The organism is Variovorax sp. MPBD4-3 (genome assembly GCF_058809745.1).
Map to the genome: position 1 here is coordinate 19,889 of NZ_JBXASW010000020.1, position 16,029 is coordinate 35,917.

The window sequence follows — 16,029 nt, forward strand, 5'->3', positions numbered from 1 at the left end:
CAGCAACTGGCTGCGAATACCCCTTTACCGGGCGATTCCCCCGCGCCCAAGCCCCTTTTCGACGAGCCGGAGGGGCCGGGCGGGATAATCGCCCCTACGGTTCTTTTTCATGATCACTCTCAAAAACGTCATTCTTCGCCGCAGCGCCAAGGTCCTGCTCGACGGCGCCACCGTCACCCTCAACCCCGGTGAAAAGGTCGGCCTGGTGGGGCGCAACGGCGCCGGCAAGTCGACCCTGTTCGCCCTGCTCAACGGCACGCTGCACGAAGACGGCGGCGATTTCTACGTGCCCAAGCAGTGGCGCATGGCCCAGGTGGCGCAGAACATGCCCGAGACGGACGAGTCGGCCACCGACTTCGTGGTCGGCGGCGACACCCGCCTCACCGAGCTGCGCGAGGCGCTCGCCACCATCGAGGCCGCCTACGCCGAGAACCCCGACGACGCCGACATCGGCATGCAGCTGGCCCACGCCTACACCGACCTGGCCGACGCCGGCGAGCACGACGCCGTGCCGCGCGCGCAGGCGCTGATCCTGGGCCTGGGCTTCAAGGCGCACGAGGTCGACGAGCCGGTCAACAGCTTCTCGGGCGGCTGGCGCATGCGCCTGCAGCTGGCCCGCGCGCTGATGTGCCCGAGCGACCTGCTGCTGCTCGACGAACCCACCAATCACCTGGACCTGGACGCCCTGGTCTGGCTCGAAGCCTGGCTGCAGAAGTACCCCGGCACCATGATCGTCATCAGCCACGACCGCGAGTTCCTCGACGCCGTGACCGACGTCACCCTGCACATCGCCAACGCCCAGCTCACGCGCTACGGCGGCAACTACAGCAAGTTCGAGGACATGCGCGCGCTGCAGATGGAGCAGCAGCAGCAGGCCTTCGTGAAGCAGCAGGACAAGATCGCCCACCTGCAGAAGTTCATCGACCGCTTCAAGGCCAAGGCCAGCAAGGCCAAGCAGGCGCAGAGCCGGGTCAAGGCGCTGGAGCGCATGGAGCGCGTGGCGCCGCTGCTGGCCGAAGCCGACTTCACCTTCGAGTTCAAGGAGCCCGGCAACATTCCCAACCCGATGCTGTCGATCACCAACGCGAGCTTCGGCTATGAGATCGAGAACGAAGAGCCCAAGACCATCCTGCGCGGCGTGAGCCGCTCGGTGCTGGCCGGGCAGCGCATCGGCATCCTGGGCGCCAACGGCCAGGGCAAGTCGACGCTGGTGAAGACCATCGCGCGCGAAATGGGCGCGCTGGCCGGCCAGGTGACCGAGGGCAAGGGCCTGAACATCGGCTACTTCGCGCAGCAGGAACTCGACGTGCTGCGCCCGCAGGACACCCCGCTCGAGCACATGGTGCGCATGGCGCGCGAGCTCGGCAGCAATGCCAAGGAAGCCACCGGCGAGCAGGCCCTGCGCGGCTTCCTGGGCAGCTTCAACTTCAGCGGCGACATGGTCAAGCAGCCCGTGGGCACCATGAGCGGCGGCGAAAAAGCCCGCCTCGTGCTCGCGATGATGGTGTGGCAGCGCCCCAACCTGCTGCTGCTGGACGAACCCACCAACCACCTGGACCTGGCCACCCGCGAGGCCCTGGCCGTGGCGCTGAACGAGTTCGAGGGCACGCTGATGCTGGTGAGCCACGACCGCGCGCTGCTGCGCTCGGTGTGCGACGAGTTCTGGCTGGTCGGCCGCGGCGTGGTCGGCGACTTCGACGGCGACCTGGACGACTACCAGCGCTACCTGCTCGACGAAGCCAAGCGCCTGCGCGAAGAAGCCAAGGTCGCCACGCGCGAGGCCGTCTCGGCCGCGGCTGCCGCAGCCGCTGCACCGGTGGCCGCACCCGCCGCGCCGCAGCAGCGCAAGCAGGACGCCCAGGAGCGCCAGCAGCGCAGCGACCAGGCCAAGCCGATCAAGCGCGAGATCGCCCAGATCGACGAACGCTTGGCCGCCGCCGGCACCGAGCGCGCCGCGCTCGAGGCTCGCATGAGCCAGCCGCTGCCTTCCGCCGAGATTGCCGAAGCCGGCAAGCGGCTGAAGGCACTGAACGACGAAATCGGCCGCCTCGAGGAGCGCTGGCTGGCCCTGTCGGACCAGCTCGAGGCGCTCGCGGCCTGACTCAACCTGGAACCTGAAAGGGGCACTGGATGCCGTCTGCCATCGAACTGGCCCGGGGTGACGAGAAGCTCGTCGCCGCCGTGCACCGCGCGCGCCGGCTGATCGGCCGCAAGGCCCTCATGGCGGCCGCGGCCAGCGCCGTGCCCCTGCCCGGCGTCGACTGGATGGCCGACGCGGCGCTGCTCTCGCGGCTGGTGCCGCAGATCAGCGCCGAGTTCGGCCTGTCGGTCACCCAGGTCGAACGGCTCGCGCCGCACCAGCGCGAGCGCATCCAGAAAGCCGCCACCACGGTGGGCGCGCTGCTGGTGGGGCGGCTGGTCACGCGCGACCTGCTGATCCGGCTGGCCAAGCATGCGGGCGTGCGCCTGACGGCCAAGCAGGCGACCAAATACGTTCCCATCGCCGGGCAGATCGTTTCGGCGGCGCTCGGCTATGCCGCGCTGCGCGCGCTGGGCGAGCAGCACATCAAGGACTGCGTGCGCGTCAGGGCCACTCTCGCCTTAACGCCGCCCGAACCGCACGCGAGCGCCTGAGCGCATCGCCGTCCAGCAGCACCATCGCGGCCTGCAGCGCACCGGCCAGGCCGAACACGCCCGCGCCCGAAAAGGCCGGCCTCGCGGCGCACAGCCCGTAGATCAAGGACAAGGCCGACAGCAGCGCCAGCAGCACGCACAACACGCGGTCGAGGCGCGGCCCCGACGGCAATGGAAGGCGGCGCACCGCTTCACTCGCCGGCCCGCTTGCGCGGCGTGTAGACCCGGGCCGGCTGCACGAGCTGGCCCGTCACCTCCTGCTCATAGACCTTCAACAGCGCCAGGTAGTGGCGCGACATCACGTCGCGCACCCGCCCGAGGCCGATCTTGCTGACCGTCGGCTGCGGAATACCTGTTCTCGCCTCGATCTGCTTCTGCGTGAGCCCCATGGCTCTCAGCGCCTGTACCAACTCGCGTGGTTTCACGGCAATTTCCTCCCTGTTTTTCATATTCTAAAGTCCATGCCGAATATTCATTTGAGCTTAAATCCCGGCGCATGGACAGCATTGCCAGCCGCGCCCTTGCAGCGCGCAAATTCGCGAAGATGACGCAGAAGCAGGCGGAAGCCGTGTCGGGCGTCAAGCAGTCGAGCATCTCGAAGATCGAGCGCGGCGACACCAGCCGTTCGATGAGCGTGCTCGCACTGGCGCGCGCCTACCGTGCCGACCCGAACTGGCTCGACACCGGCGACGGCCCCGCGCCCTGGGACGAAGACCAGGTCCGCCCCGCACGCGACCGGGCCAACGAGCCGCCCGGCCCTTACCGCGTGACCCGCACGCCGCCCGCGGGCCCTTCGTACAACCCGCGCACCCCGCAGACCGTGCCGCTCATCGAGTGGACGGATGCCGCACGCTGGGACAGCCGCGAAGTGTCGGACCAGCCCCGGGCCGAGCGCTGGATTCCGTGCATCGCCCACCACAGCCTGCAGACCTACGCGCTGCGCATGCGCGGCGACAGCATGACCGCGCCCAGCGGCCAACTCAAGAGCTACCCCGCCGAGTCGATCATCTTCGTCGACACCCAGCTCAGGACGCCGGCCGACGGCGAGCGCATCGTCGCCAGGCTGGAGGACACCGGCGAAGTCACCTGCAAGGTCTACAAGGAAGAAGACGGGCGCCGCTGGCTGCTGCCGCTGAACCCGAGGCACGAGCCCATACGCACCGCCTTCACCGTGCTGGGCACGGTCATCGGCAAGTGGGAAGACGAGGACTGACCGCGCTGGCCGCCCTGGCCGCCCTGGCCGCCCTGGCCGCGCTGACCGCGCTGACCGCACGAACGGCGGGCAAAAAAAAGCCCGCACGAAGGCGGGCTTCAAGGTGACCTGCTGGAGGAGGGAGGATCAGAGGATTGCAGGCCACAGGGAGAAACTTGAATATCGCTTGCGAACCTGCTTGCAACCTGACCTCGCCGGAATCTAATTGCCGGCTAATTCTTCTCCCGCGCCGCCTTACTTGGGCAGCAGCACCTTGTTCACGACGTGGATCACGCCGTTCGACTGGTAGACGTTGGGGATCGTCACCGTGGCGGTACCGCCCTTTTCGTCGGTGATCATGATCTTGCCGCCCTTTTCCTTGGCCACGAGCACGCCGCCGGCCACGGTCTTCAGCTCGGCGGAGCCCTTGCCGGCCTTGATTTCCTTCTTGAGCTCGGCCGCGTCGAGCTTGCCCGACACCACGTGGTAGGTCAGCACGCCGGTCAGCGCGTCCTTGTTCTCGGGCTTGAGCAGGGTGTCGACGGTGCCGGCCGGCAAGGCGGCGAAGGCCGCGTTAGTGGGAGCGAACACGGTGAACGGGCCCGGGCCCTTGAGCGTGTCGACCAGGCCCGCGGCCTTGACGGCGGCCACCAGCGTGGTGTGGTCCTTCGAATTGACGGCGTTGTCGATGATGTCCTTGGTCGGCAGCATCGGTGCACCGCCCACCATGACCGATGCCGCGATGGCCGAAACGGCACCGGCGGACATGGCGAATGCGAGAGTGACGGCTGCGAGACGATGAAGTTTGCGTTGCATGGAAATGCTCCAGGTTGTTGAATGGACCCCCGTGAAAATCGCGGCGGCTGCGATCAGTACGGCGCCATGTGCACAACAGATTCGGCCCCGGCGATAAAAAAGCCGGCCGCGTCCGCCCGCACTTGACGCCGCGCCGATGCATTTCGCGCCGGGTAATGCCAATTTCGTCGCGCCGGCCTCGCGGCATGAAGCGATTGCTGCGAGATTCACGAAAGAGTCAGGTCTCCCGGCGTTTCCGGGTGTACAACCGCTGCCCCATGCATATCCAAGAAAACAAAGCGTCGGAGGATCACCCCGTCGAGCCGCGCGCGGTTGCCGCCCCCCGGCTCGCCAGGTGGCCCGTTCAAGGTGCCCTGCTCGGCACCGCCCTGCTGCTGGGCGCCTGCGCGGTCGGCCCGGACTTCAAGACCCCGGAGCTGCCCGCCGCCGCCCAGGGGCCTGACTACACGCCCGCGCCGGTGCCCGCGCGCACGGCGCAGGCCGAAGGCCCGGCCGGCCAGGCACAGGAGCTGGTGGCCGGCCGCGACATTCCGGCCCAGTGGTGGGACGTGTTCCGCTCCGAGCCGCTCGACCGGCTGATCCGCGCATCGCTGGCGCAGAGCCCCACGCTCGCGTCGGCCCAGGCCGCGCTGCGCCAGGCCGAGGCCACCTACGAGGCCAGGACCGGCAGCCTGTGGCCGCAGGTCTCGGCCCAGCTCGGCGCGCAGCGCGAGCGCGCTTCCGAAATCACCAGCCAGGTGCCCGGCGGCCAGTTGCTCACGCTGTACAACGCCAGCGTCAACGTCTCCTACAACCTCGACGTGTTCGGCGGCACGCGCCGCCAGATAGAAGGCGCGCAGGCCGCCGTCGACACGCAGCGCTACCAGGTGGAGGCGGTGTACCTCACGCTCACCTCCAACCTGGTGACCACCGCCATCCGCGAAGCCTCTCTGCGCGCGCAGCTGCAGGCCGCGCGCGAAGTGCTGCAGGCGCAGACCGAGCAGCTCAACGTGATCGAAAAGCAGTTCGACACCGGCGCGATCCCCAAGTCGATCGTGCTGCAGCAGCGCACGCAGGTGGCGCAGACCCAGGCCACCCTGCCGCCCATCGAGAAGGCGCTGGCGCAAACCCGCCACCAGCTCGCGGTGTTCGCCGGCCGGCTGCCGTCCGAGGCGGGCCTGCCCGAATTCGACCTCGCCAGCCTCACGCTGCCGCAGGCGCTGCCGCTCTCGCTGCCCTCCGAACTCGCGCGCCAGCGGCCCGACGTGCGCGCCAGCGAAGCGCAGCTGCACCAGGCCAGCGCGGCGGTCGGCGTGGCCACCGCCAACCTCTTTCCGCAGATCCAGCTGAGCGCCAGCTACGGCAACAACGCGCTGCGCGCGCGCGACCTGTTCACCGGCCCGACCACGCTGTGGAGCATCGGCGCCGGGCTCACGCAGCCGATCTTCAACGGCGGTGCACTGCGCGCGCAGCAACGCGCCGCGGTGGCGGCCTACGACTCGGCGGCGGCGCAGTACCGCAACACCGTGCTCGGCGCCTTCCAGAACGTGGCCGACGCGCTGCGCGCGCTGGAGCTCGACGCCATCGCGCTGCAGAACCAGGCCGCGGCCGAATCGCTCGCCAGGCAGTCGCTCGACCTGTCGACCGCGCAGTTCCGCGCCGGCGCGGTGAGCTACGTCACGCTGCTCACCGCGCAGCAGGCCTGGCTGCAGACGCACACCGCGCTGGTGCAGGCGCAGGCCGCGCGCTATGCCGACACCGCCGCGCTCTTCCAGGCGCTGGGCGGCGGCTGGTGGAACCGCGCCGAGCTGGCCAACGCGACCCTGGCGCCGACCGTGCCCGCCACGCCCGCCGCGGCAACCGCGGCCCCGGTCCGCAACTGACCCCATCGACCCCGCGACGGCACCCCACTCCCCTGCCGCCGCGCCCAACCCCTCATCCATAACTCGAAGAGAAGCCTACCCATGACCCGGAGAATGATCATCATGATCGGCTGCGTGCTGCTGCTGGTCGCCGCGCTGGCGCTCGGCAAGTTCCTGCAGATCCGCGCGCTGATTGCGGCCGTGCCCAAGCCGGGTCCGCAGACCGTGTCGACCGCCGAAGTGCAGAAGCTGCAGTGGCAGTCGCAGTTCACCGCCGTCGGCACGCTCAACCCGGTGCGCGGCGCCGACCTGAGCACCGAAGTCGCGGGCCTGGTGCGCACCGTGCACTTCAAGTCGGGCCAGGACGTGAAGGCCGGCGCGCTGCTGGTCGAGCTCAATGCCGACTCCGACATCGCCCTGCTGCATTCCGCCGAAGCCGCCGCCGCGCAGGCCGCCACCGTGCTCAAGCGCGACCAGGCGCAGCTCGCGGTGCAGGCCGTGAGCCAGGCGCAGATCGACGCCGACACCAACGACCTGAAGGCCAAGCGCGCGCAGGTGGAGCAGCAGGCCGCCGTCGTGGCCAAGAAGTCGATCCGCGCGCCCTTCGCGGGCCGCCTGGGCATCAGCGGGCTCAACCCCGGCCAGTACGTGAACGCCGGCGACAAGCTGGTCACGCTGCAGACGCTGGACCCGATCTACGTCGACTTCACGCTGCCGCAGCAGCAGCTCGCAGGACTCGCGGTCGGCCAGGTGGTGAACCTCACGGTCGATACCTTCCCGGGCCAGGGCTTCAGCGGCAAGATCAACGCGATCAGCCCCAAGGTGGACGCCGCCACGCGCAACGTGCAGGTCGAGGCCACCATCGCCAACCCCAGGCAGGTGCTGCTGCCGGGCATGTTCGCGAACGTGAAGATCGACATCGGCGGCATGCAGGAATACCTGACGCTGCCCTCCACCGCCGTGACCTACAACCCCTACGGCTCGACCGTGTACGTGGTGAAGCCGGCCGATCCGCCCAAGGCCGGCGCACCAGGCACGCCCGGCACCCCGGCACCGGCGAGCGCCACCGACGCCTCCGGCAAGCCCCAGCTCGTGGCGCAGCAGATCTTCATCGAGACCGGCCCGACGCGCGGCGACCAGATCGCCATCGTCAAGGGGCTGCAAGCCGGCCAGGTGGTGGTGAGCAGCGGCCAGAACAAGCTGAAGAACGGCACGCCGGTCACGGTGGACAACAGCGTCAAGCCATCCAACGACCCGGCGCCGACGCCGCAGGAAAAGTGAGGCCCCGCGCATGAACTTCACCGACATCTTCATCCGCCGGCCGGTGCTGGCGATGGTGGTGAGCCTGCTGATCGTGGTGCTGGGGCTGCGTGCGCTGGCGGGCCTGCCCGTCAACCAGTACCCCAAGACCGAGAACGGCGTGGTCACCATCAGCACCGCCTACTACGGCGCGGACGCGGCCACGGTCGCGGGCTTCATCACGCAGCCGCTCGAAGCCGCCGTGTCGCAGGCGCAAGGCATCGACTACCTGTCGTCCTCGAGCAGCCTGGGCGTGTCGACCATCACCGCCACCCTGCGGCTGAACTACGACTCCAACCGCGCGCTGACCGAGATCAACACGCAGGTCAATTCCGTGCGCAACCAGCTGCCGCCGCAGGCGCAGCAGCCGGTGCTCACGGTGGCCACGGGCCAGACGACCGACGCGATGTACATCGGCTTCTACAGCGACACGCTGCCCAACAACAACGTGACCGACTTCCTGGTGCGCGTGGTGCAGCCCAAGCTGAACGCCATTGCGGGCGTGCAGACCGCGGAAATCCTGGGTGCGCGCACCTTCGCGCTGCGCGCCTGGCTGGACGCGCAGAAGATGGCCGCCTTCGGCGTGACCGCCACCGACGTGAGCGCGGCGCTCTCGGCCAACAACTACCTGGCCGCCGTCGGCCAGAGCAAGGGCCAGATGGTGAGCGTGCCGCTCACGGCCGGCACCTCGCTGCACAGCGTGGACGAGTTCAAGCAGCTGTCCATCAAGAGCAGCAACGGCGCCATCGTGCGGCTGCAGGACGTGGCCAACGTGACGCTGGGCTCGGAGAACTACGACTTCAACGTGGCGTTCAACGGCGTGCGCTCGGTGTTCATCGGCATCAAGGTAGCACCCGAGGCCAACATCCTGGACGTGGCCAAGCAGGTGCGCACCGTGTTCCCCGACCTGCAGTCGCAGCTGCCCTCGGGGCTGACGGGCAAGATCGTCTATGACTCGACCGACTTCATCAACACCTCCATCAGCGAAGTGATCAAGACGCTGGTCGAGGCGCTGGTGATCGTGACGGTGGTGATCTACCTGTTCCTTGGCAGCTTCCGCGCGGTGGTGGTGCCCGTTATTGCGATGCCGCTGTCGCTCATCGGCACCTTCTTCATCATGCTGGTGCTGGGCTACTCCATCAACCTGCTCACGCTGCTGGCGCTGGTGCTGGCGATCGGGCTGGTGGTGGACGACGCGATCATCGTGGTGGAGAACGTCGACCGGCACATGCGGGAGGGCAAGTCGCCCATGCAGGCCTCGCTGCTCGCGGCGCGGGAGCTGGGCGGGCCCATCCTGGCGATGACGGTGGTGCTGGTCGCGGTTTACGTGCCCATCGGCTTCCAGGGCGGGCTGACCGGCTCGCTCTTCACCGAGTTCGCGTTCACGCTCGCCGGCTCGGTGGTGGTGTCGGGCATCGTGGCGCTCACGCTGTCGCCGATGATGTGCTCGCGCTTCTTCAAGCCCGAGCAGGACAGCGGCAAGTTCGCGATGAAGATCGAGCACATCTTCGAGCGCGTGCACCACCGCTACCAGCTCATCCTGCGCAGCGTGCTCAAGACCTGGCCGGTGATGATCGTCATGGGCGTGATCCTGGTGGCGCTGCTGTTCGTGATGTTCAAGATGTCGAAGTCGGAGCTCGCGCCCGAGGAAGACCAGGGCATCGTGCTGTCGCAGGTCGTGGGCGCGCCCACGGCCACCATCAACCAGATGCAGACGTACGCCGACCAGATCTTCAAGGTCGCGCACGACACCCCCGAATACGCGCAGCTGTTCCAGCTCACCGGCGTGCCCAGCACCAACGCGGGCATTGCCGGCGTGCTGCTCAAGCCCTGGGACGAGCGCACGCGCAGCGCGCACGACATCCAGACCGACCTGCAGAAGCGCTGGAACGGCATTGCCGGCGCCAAGGTGGTGGCCTTCCAGTTCCCGGCGCTGCCGGGCGCCTCGGGCCTGCCGGTGCAGTTCGTCATCAAGACGACCGAGCCGTTCGAGAACCTCAACACCCTCGCGCAGCAGGTCATGGACAAGGCGCGCGCCGACGGCAAGTTCTACTACATCGACGCCGACCTGAAGATCGACCTGCCGCAGGCCACCGTTGTGGTCGACCGCGACAAGATCGCCACGCTGGGCATCACCCAGCAGGACGTGGGCAACGCGATGGGCGCGGCGCTGGGCGGCGGCTACGTCAACTACTTCTCGATCTCGGGGCGCTCCTACAAGGTGATTCCGCAGGTGCAGCAGGTCGACCGGCTCAACCCGTCGGATGTGCTCAACTTCTACATCAAGACGCCCAACGGCGTGGTGCCCGCGAGCACCGTGGCGAGCCTGAAGTACTCGGTGCAGCCGGAAACGGTCAACCACTTCCAGCAGCTCAACTCGGTGACCATCCAGGGCGTGCCCAGCGGCACCCAGGGCGAGACGCTGGAGTACCTGCGCGGCGTGGTGCAGCAGCTGGCGCCCAGCGGCTATTCGGTGGACTACTCGGGCCAGTCGCGCCAATTCGTGCAGGAGTCGGGCAACTTCGCCGTCACCTTCGTGTTCGCGCTGATCATCGTGTTCCTGGCGCTGTCGGCGCAGTTCGAGAGCTTCCGCGACCCGGTGGTGATCCTGGTGTCGGTGCCGCTCGCGCTCTTCGGCGCCATGATCTTCATCTTCTGGGGCTTCGCCTCGATGAACATCTACACGCAGGTGGGCCTGGTGACGCTGATGGGCCTCATCAGCAAGCACGGCATCCTGATCGTCGAAGTGGCCAACCGGCTGCAGAAGCAGGGCCTGAGCAAGCTCGACGCCATCGTCGAGGCGGCAGGCACCCGGCTGCGCCCGATCCTGATGACCACGGCCGCGATGGTGTTCGGCGTGCTGCCGCTGGTGATTGCCTCGGGCGCGGGCGCCGCCGGCCGCAAGGCGATGGGCATCGTGATCTTCAGCGGGCTGTCGATCGGCACGCTGTTCACGCTGTTCGTGGTGCCCGCGATGTACCTGGCCATCGCGGCGCGGCACCAGAAGGAAGACAAGGAAGACGAAAAGAAAGACACCGCCAATGGCGCGCCGGCACTGCCGGGCAGCGTGGCGCCGGAGGCCTGAGCGCCGGGCTCATCCAGTCATCCGGCATGAAGAAGCCCGCGGTCGAGAAGGCCGCGGGCTTTTTTTTGCTTCAGTCGCAGCGGTAGAACACCTCGCCCTCGGAAACGCGCCTGGCCGGGTCTTCCGCTCCCTGGTTGGCCAGGAAGCGCATCGGCGCGCCGAAGTTGCGGCAGTAGTTCTCGGCATCCTGCGCGGTCGGCGACTTGAAGACGCCGTTGCCGAGCGGTGTGTAGCGAGGCGCCGTGCGGGTGACGCAACCTGTGGCCAATGCCGCGGCCAGGACGAGGACGGAAAGAGAAATGGAGGTGCGCATCGGAAAGGTCGGTGGCCGCACGACGAGCCGGCCGGAGATGGGGAACGGGCGACTGTAGCCGCTTCCTCAGCTCGCGTAGCGCTTTTCGAGCGCGTCGAGCTCGGGCTTGCCCACCAGCCGCTGGCGCTCTGTGAAGGGCACGACCAGCGCCGGGTCTTCGTCCACGCGCCTGGTCTCGCGCAGCACCGTCAGCGCCTTCTGCATGCCGGCGACCGCGCCCTGCAGCGCCGCATTGGCGTACAGCACGATGCCGTAGCCCAGGCCGGCCAGTTCCTCGGCGCCGAAGATCGGCGTCTTGCCGCCGATCACCATGTTCATGAGCTGCGGCTTGTTCAGCCGCTTCGGCAGCGAGCGGATTTCGTCGGCCGTGGTCACGGCCTCCACGAACAGGATGTCGGCGCCGGCCTCGCTGAACTTCTGCGCACGCTCGATGGCGGCCTCGAAGCCCAGGGTGGCGGCTGCGTCGGTGCGGGCCATGATGAGCAGGTCGGCGTCGGTGCGCGCATCGACGGCGGCCTTGATCTTGTTCACCGCTTCCTCGGTGGAGATCACGTCCTTGCCCGAGAAATGGCCGCAGCGCTTGGGCGCGACCTGGTCCTCGAGCTGGATGCAGTCGGCGCCCGCGCGCTCGAGCACGCGCACCGTGTGGCGCACGTTGAGCGCATTGCCGAAGCCGGTGTCGGCATCGACGATCAGCGGCAGGCCGACCGCGTCGCGGATGCGCGCCGTGTGGTCGGCGATTTCGTGCAGGCCCATGAAGCCCTGGTCGGGCAGGCCGAACCACATGTTGGTGACGCCCGCGCCGGTGACGTAGATGGCTTCGAAGCCCAGGTCTTCGATCACGCGCGCCGACAGCGCGTTGAAGGCCCCCGGCACCAGCACGCCGCGGCGCGCCTCGGCCAGGGATCGGAGGGTCTTGCGAGTCGACATCGGTTTTTCCTGTGTATGAGTCGATGAAAAAGAAAGGTCAGATGGCGTCGCCGGGCACACGCACCCAGCCTTCCATCAGCACGCGGGCGCTGCGGCTCATGACGGCCTTGGTCACGCGCCATTCGCCGTCGACCATGCTTGCCTGCGCGCCCACGCGCAAGGTGCCCGAAGGGTGACCGAAGCGCACGGCCTCGCGGTCGCCGCCGCTGGCCGCAAGGTTCACCAGCGTGCCCGGAATGGCGGCGGCCGTGCCGATGGCCACGGCCGCAGTGCCCATCATGGCGTGGTGCAGCTTGCCCATGGACAGCGCGCGCACCAGCAGGTCGACATCGCCCGCGCTCACCTGCTTGCCGCTGGAGGCGGTGTAGCCGGCGGGCTTTGCCACGAACGCGACCTTGGGCGTGTGCTGCCGGCCGGCCGCTTCGCCGATGTGCCTGATGAGGCCCATGCGCACCGCGCCGTGGGCGCGGATGGCCTCGAACCTGGCCAGCGCGGCGGGGTCGCCGTTGATCGCGTCCTGCAGTTCGGTGCCGGTGTAGCCGATGGCTTCGGCGTTGACGAAGATGGTCGGGATGCCGGCGTTGATCATCGTTGCCCGCAGCGTGCCGACGCCCGGAACCTCCAGTTCGTCGACCAGCTGGCCGGTGGGGAACATCGCACCGCCAGCGCCCTCTTCTTCCGCCGCCGGGTCCATGAATTCGAGCTGCACTTCGGCCGCCGGGAAGGTCACGCCGTCGAGTTCGAAGCCGCCGGTTTCCTGAACCTCGCCTTCGGTCATGGGCACGCGCGCCACGATGGTCTTGCCGATGTTGGCCTGCCAGATGCGCACCACCGCCACGCCGTTGCGCGGAACCCGCTCTGCGTCGATCAGGCTGTTGCTGATGGCGAAGGGCCCGACGGCGGCCGAGAGGTTGCCGCAGTTGCCGCTCCAGTCGACGAAGGGCTGGTCGATCGACACCTGGCCGAACAGGTAGTCCACGTCGTGGCCCGGCCGCTCGCTCTTCGAGAGGATGACCGTCTTGCTCGTGCTCGATGTGGCGGCGCCCATGCCGTCGATCTGCTTGCCGTAGGGGTCGGGGCTGCCGATGACGCGCAGCAGCAGTGCGTCGCGCGCCTTGCCGGGCACCCGGGCCGCCTCGGGCAGGTCCTGCAGGCGGAAGAACACGCCCTTGCTGGTGCCGCCGCGCATGTAGGTGGCGGGAATCCTGATCTGTGGTGCGGAAGCCATGATGCGTGTGATTGTCGGTTCTGTCGGTTCAGGATGCCGCGGAGGCAGCCTTGGTCGAAGCCAGGAAGTCCTGGGCGAAGCGCTGCAGCACGCCGCCGGCTTCGTAGATCGACACTTCCTCGGCAGTGTCGAGTCGGCAGGTCATGGGCACATCGAGCCGTTGGCCGTTGCGGCGGTGGATGACGAGCAGGAGGTCGGCGCGCGGCTTGCGGTCGCCGCTCACGTCGTAGGTCTCTGTGCCGTCCAGGCCCAGCGTCAGGCGGTTGGTGCCGGGCTTGAACTCCAGCGGCAGCACGCCCATGCCGATCAGGTTGGTGCGGTGGATGCGCTCGAAGCCCTCCGCCGCAATGGCTTCCACGCCCGCCAGCCGCACGCCCTTGGCGGCCCAGTCGCGCGACGAGCCCTGGCCGTAGTCGGCCCCGGCCACGATGATGAGCGGCTGCTTGCGCTGCATGTAGGTCTCGATGGCCTCCCACATGCGCATGACCTGCCCTTCCGGCTCCACGCGCGCCAGCGAGCCGGCCCGCACCGCGCCGTCGGCATTGCGCACCATCTCGTTCCTGAGCGTGGGGTTGGCGAAGGTGGCGCGCTGCGCGGTGAGGTGGTCGCCGCGGTGGGTGGCGTAGGAATTGAAGTCTTCCTCGGGCAGGCCCATCCTGTGCAGGTACTCGCCGGCCGCGCTGTCCATCATGATCGCGTTGGACGGCGACAGGTGGTCGGTGGTGATGTTGTCCGGCAGCACCGCCAGCGGACGCATGCCGCTGAGCGTACGTTGGCCGGCCAGCGCGCCTTCCCAATAAGGCGGGCGGCGGATGTAGGTGGACGCGGCGCGCCAGTCGTACAGCGGCGTCACCTTCTCGCCGGTGTCGGGCCGAATGGCGAACATCGGTTCGTACACCTGGCGGAAGTGCTCAGGCTTGACGCTCGACTTCACGATGGCGTCGATCTCTTCGTCGGCCGGCCAGATGTCCTTCAGGCGAATCTCCTTGCCGTCGACCACCGTCAGCACGTCTTTCTCGATGTCGAAGCGCACCGTGCCGGCAATGGCGTAGGCCACCACCAGCGGCGGCGAGGCAAGGAACGCCTGCTTCGCATACGGGTGGATGCGGCCGTCGAAGTTGCGGTTGCCCGAGAGCACTGCCGTCGCATACAGGTCGCGCTCGACGATCTCCTGCTGGATGACGGGGTCGAGCGCGCCCGACATGCCGTTGCACGAGGTGCAGGCATAGGCCACCACGCCGAAGCCGAGCTTTTCCAGCTCGCCCATGAGGCCCGCTTCCTGCAGGTACAGCGTCACGGCCTTGGAGCCGGGCGCCAGCGACGACTTGACCCAGGGCTTGCGCGTGAGGCCGACGCGGTTGGCGTTGCGCGCCAGCAGGCCGGCGGCGATCACGTTGCGCGGGTTGCTGGTGTTGGTGCAGCTGGTGATGGCCGCGATGATCACCGCGCCGTCGGGCATGCGGCCCGGCTCGTCCTTCCACGGCGCGGCAATGCCACGGGCCGCGAGGTCGGCGGTGGCCACGCGCGCATGCGGGTTCGAAGGGCCGGCCATGTTGCGCACGACCGTGGAAAGGTCGAACTGCAGCACGCGTTCGTACTGCGCGTCTTTCAGCGCGTCGGCCCACAGGCCGGTGTGCCTGGCGTAGGTCTCGACCAGCCGCACCTGCTCGTCGGCACGGCCTGTGAGGCGCAGATAGTCGATGGTCTGCGGGTCGATGGCGAACATGGCCGCGGTGGCGCCGTATTCGGGCGCCATGTTCGAGATGGTCGCGCGGTCGCCGAGCGTGAGGCTCGAGGCGCCCTCGCCATGGAACTCCAGATATGCCCCCACCACCTTCGACTTGCGCAGGAACTCGGTCAGTGCCAGCACCACGTCGGTGGCCGTGATGCCCGGCTGCGGCCGGCCCGAGAGCTTCACGCCGACGATGACGGGCAGGCGCATCCACGAGGCGCGGCCCAGCATCACGTTCTCGGCCTCCAGGCCGCCCACGCCGATGGCGACAACGCCCAGCGCATCGACGTGCGGCGTGTGGCTGTCGGTGCCGACCAGCGTGTCGGGGAAGGCCACGCCGTCCTGCGCATGCACCACGGGCGACATCCGCTCCAGGTTGATCTGATGCATGATCCCGTTCCCCGGCGGTATCACCTCCATGTTCTTGAAGGCCCGCTTCGTCCACTCGATGAAGTGGAAGCGGTCTTCGTTGCGCCGGTCTTCGATGGCGCGGTTCTTCTCGAAGGCATCGGGGTCGAAGCCGCCGCACTCCACCGCCAGCGAATGGTCGACGATGAGCTGCACCGGCACCACCGGGTTCACCTGGGCCGGGTCGCCGCCCTGGCGTGCGATGGCGTCGCGCAGGCCGGCCAGGTCGACCAGCGCGGTCTGGCCGAGGATGTCGTGGCACACCACCCGCGCAGGGAACCACGGGAAATCGTGTTCCCTCTTGCCCTCGACGATCTGCGTCAGGCTCTGCCGGAGGATGGCCGGGTCGCACCGGCGCACGAGGTTCTCGGCATGCACGCGCGAGGTGTAGGGCAGCGTGGCCCAGGCGCCCGGGCGGATGGCCTCGACGGCTTCGCGCGCGTCGAAATAGTCCAGCGAGGTGCCGGGAAGCGGCTTGCGGTATTGCTTGTTCATGGGGCGGCGCTCGGGCCCGCACATCGCGTGCGGACCTGCTTTCTCTCTTGTCTCTT

The 16,029-nt window shown here is 68.4% G+C and carries 13 protein-coding genes; 6 read left to right on the plus strand and 7 right to left on the minus strand.

The genetic code is table 11. The features are described 5' to 3' along the window. The first annotated feature begins 109 nt into the window (after positions 1-109). Positions 110-2,101, plus strand: coding sequence for an ABC-F family ATP-binding cassette domain-containing protein (locus AC1RVW_RS14490; RefSeq protein WP_106934630.1), 1,992 nt, complete (start codon positions 110-112; stop codon positions 2,099-2,101). Between the two features lie 29 nt (positions 2,102-2,130). Beyond that, positions 2,131-2,634 carry a hypothetical protein gene (locus AC1RVW_RS14495; RefSeq protein ID WP_493200661.1) on the plus strand — a complete coding sequence of 168 codons (504 nt, stop codon included), beginning with the start codon at positions 2,131-2,133 and terminating at the stop codon, positions 2,632-2,634. Here AC1RVW_RS14495 and AC1RVW_RS14500 read toward each other — a convergent pair. Next, entirely contained in the window at positions 2,585-2,821 is a 237-nt protein-coding gene (locus tag AC1RVW_RS14500) for a hypothetical protein (protein ID WP_493200663.1), read from the minus strand. The genes AC1RVW_RS14495 and AC1RVW_RS14500 overlap by 50 nt on opposite strands. A 4-nt stretch (positions 2,822-2,825) precedes the next feature. Further along, positions 2,826-3,059: a helix-turn-helix domain-containing protein gene (locus tag AC1RVW_RS14505; RefSeq protein ID WP_081270613.1), complete on the minus strand. Its 234-nt coding sequence runs from the start codon at positions 3,057-3,059 to the stop codon at positions 2,826-2,828. 71 nt (positions 3,060-3,130) lie between these two features. On the opposite strand from AC1RVW_RS14505, the gene AC1RVW_RS14510 reads away from it, so the two are divergent. Next, positions 3,131-3,847, plus strand: a complete 717-nt coding sequence (locus AC1RVW_RS14510) for a helix-turn-helix domain-containing protein (RefSeq protein ID WP_493200664.1) — start codon at positions 3,131-3,133, stop codon at positions 3,845-3,847. Positions 3,848-4,081: 234 nt separating this feature from the next. Here AC1RVW_RS14510 and AC1RVW_RS14515 read toward each other — a convergent pair whose 3' ends face one another. Continuing rightward, on the minus strand, positions 4,082-4,642 hold the full coding sequence (locus AC1RVW_RS14515; RefSeq protein WP_081270516.1) for a fasciclin domain-containing protein: 561 nt from the start codon (positions 4,640-4,642) through the stop codon (positions 4,082-4,084). A 257-nt stretch (positions 4,643-4,899) separates the two neighbouring features. Here AC1RVW_RS14515 and AC1RVW_RS14520 point away from each other — a divergent pair, with 257 nt between their 5' ends. The 3 genes from AC1RVW_RS14520 (at position 4,900) to AC1RVW_RS14530 (ending at position 10,867) form a co-directional block, all read left to right on the plus strand. Beyond that, on the plus strand, positions 4,900-6,504 hold the full coding sequence (locus AC1RVW_RS14520; protein ID WP_493200666.1) for an efflux transporter outer membrane subunit: 1,605 nt from the start codon (positions 4,900-4,902) through the stop codon (positions 6,502-6,504). Between the two features lie 81 nt (positions 6,505-6,585). Beyond that, complete coding sequence (locus tag AC1RVW_RS14525; RefSeq protein ID WP_081270515.1) at positions 6,586-7,764, plus strand: efflux RND transporter periplasmic adaptor subunit; 1,179 nt, start codon at positions 6,586-6,588, stop codon at positions 7,762-7,764. A 10-nt stretch (positions 7,765-7,774) separates the two neighbouring features. Further along, positions 7,775-10,867, plus strand: coding sequence for an efflux RND transporter permease subunit (locus tag AC1RVW_RS14530; RefSeq protein ID WP_493200668.1), 3,093 nt, complete (start codon positions 7,775-7,777; stop codon positions 10,865-10,867). Between the two features lie 70 nt (positions 10,868-10,937). Here AC1RVW_RS14530 and AC1RVW_RS14535 read toward each other — a convergent pair whose 3' ends face one another. The 4 genes from AC1RVW_RS14535 to acnD all read right to left on the minus strand — a co-directional run bounded on the left by AC1RVW_RS14535 (position 10,938) and on the right by acnD (position 15,973). Further along, a complete protein-coding gene (locus tag AC1RVW_RS14535) occupies positions 10,938-11,180 on the minus strand; it encodes a hypothetical protein (RefSeq protein ID WP_493200670.1) in 243 nt (80 codons plus the stop codon). 66 nt (positions 11,181-11,246) lie between these two features. Beyond that, positions 11,247-12,110, minus strand: a complete 864-nt coding sequence (locus AC1RVW_RS14540) for an isocitrate lyase/PEP mutase family protein (RefSeq protein ID WP_493200672.1) — start codon at positions 12,108-12,110, stop codon at positions 11,247-11,249. Positions 12,111-12,147: 37 nt separating this feature from the next. Further along, positions 12,148-13,338, minus strand: coding sequence for a 2-methylaconitate cis-trans isomerase PrpF (gene prpF / locus AC1RVW_RS14545; RefSeq protein ID WP_493200674.1), 1,191 nt, complete (start codon positions 13,336-13,338; stop codon positions 12,148-12,150). Between the two features lie 28 nt (positions 13,339-13,366). After that, positions 13,367-15,973 carry a Fe/S-dependent 2-methylisocitrate dehydratase AcnD gene (gene acnD / locus AC1RVW_RS14550; protein WP_493200676.1) on the minus strand — a complete coding sequence of 869 codons (2,607 nt, stop codon included), beginning with the start codon at positions 15,971-15,973 and terminating at the stop codon, positions 13,367-13,369. Between the last annotated feature and the right edge of the window lie 56 nt (positions 15,974-16,029).

Bases quoted from the DNA above. Each gene is read 5' to 3' on its own strand.
- AC1RVW_RS14490 (WP_106934630.1), top strand. From the start codon at position 110: ATGATCACTCTCAAAAACGTCATTCTTCGCCGCAGCGCCAAGGTCCTG.
- AC1RVW_RS14495 (WP_493200661.1), top strand. From the start codon at position 2,131: ATGCCGTCTGCCATCGAACTGGCCCGGGGTGACGAGAAGCTCGTCGCC.
- AC1RVW_RS14515 (WP_081270516.1), bottom strand. From the start codon at position 4,642: ATGCAACGCAAACTTCATCGTCTCGCAGCCGTCACTCTCGCATTCGCC.
- prpF (WP_493200674.1), bottom strand. From the start codon at position 13,338: ATGGCTTCCGCACCACAGATCAGGATTCCCGCCACCTACATGCGCGGC.
- AC1RVW_RS14530 (WP_493200668.1), top strand. From the start codon at position 7,775: ATGAACTTCACCGACATCTTCATCCGCCGGCCGGTGCTGGCGATGGTG.
- AC1RVW_RS14520 (WP_493200666.1), top strand. From the start codon at position 4,900: ATGCATATCCAAGAAAACAAAGCGTCGGAGGATCACCCCGTCGAGCCG.
- AC1RVW_RS14535 (WP_493200670.1), bottom strand. From the start codon at position 11,180: ATGCGCACCTCCATTTCTCTTTCCGTCCTCGTCCTGGCCGCGGCATTG.
- AC1RVW_RS14525 (WP_081270515.1), top strand. From the start codon at position 6,586: ATGACCCGGAGAATGATCATCATGATCGGCTGCGTGCTGCTGCTGGTC.
- acnD (WP_493200676.1), bottom strand. From the start codon at position 15,973: ATGAACAAGCAATACCGCAAGCCGCTTCCCGGCACCTCGCTGGACTAT.
- AC1RVW_RS14510 (WP_493200664.1), top strand. From the start codon at position 3,131: ATGGACAGCATTGCCAGCCGCGCCCTTGCAGCGCGCAAATTCGCGAAG.
- AC1RVW_RS14540 (WP_493200672.1), bottom strand. From the start codon at position 12,110: ATGTCGACTCGCAAGACCCTCCGATCCCTGGCCGAGGCGCGCCGCGGC.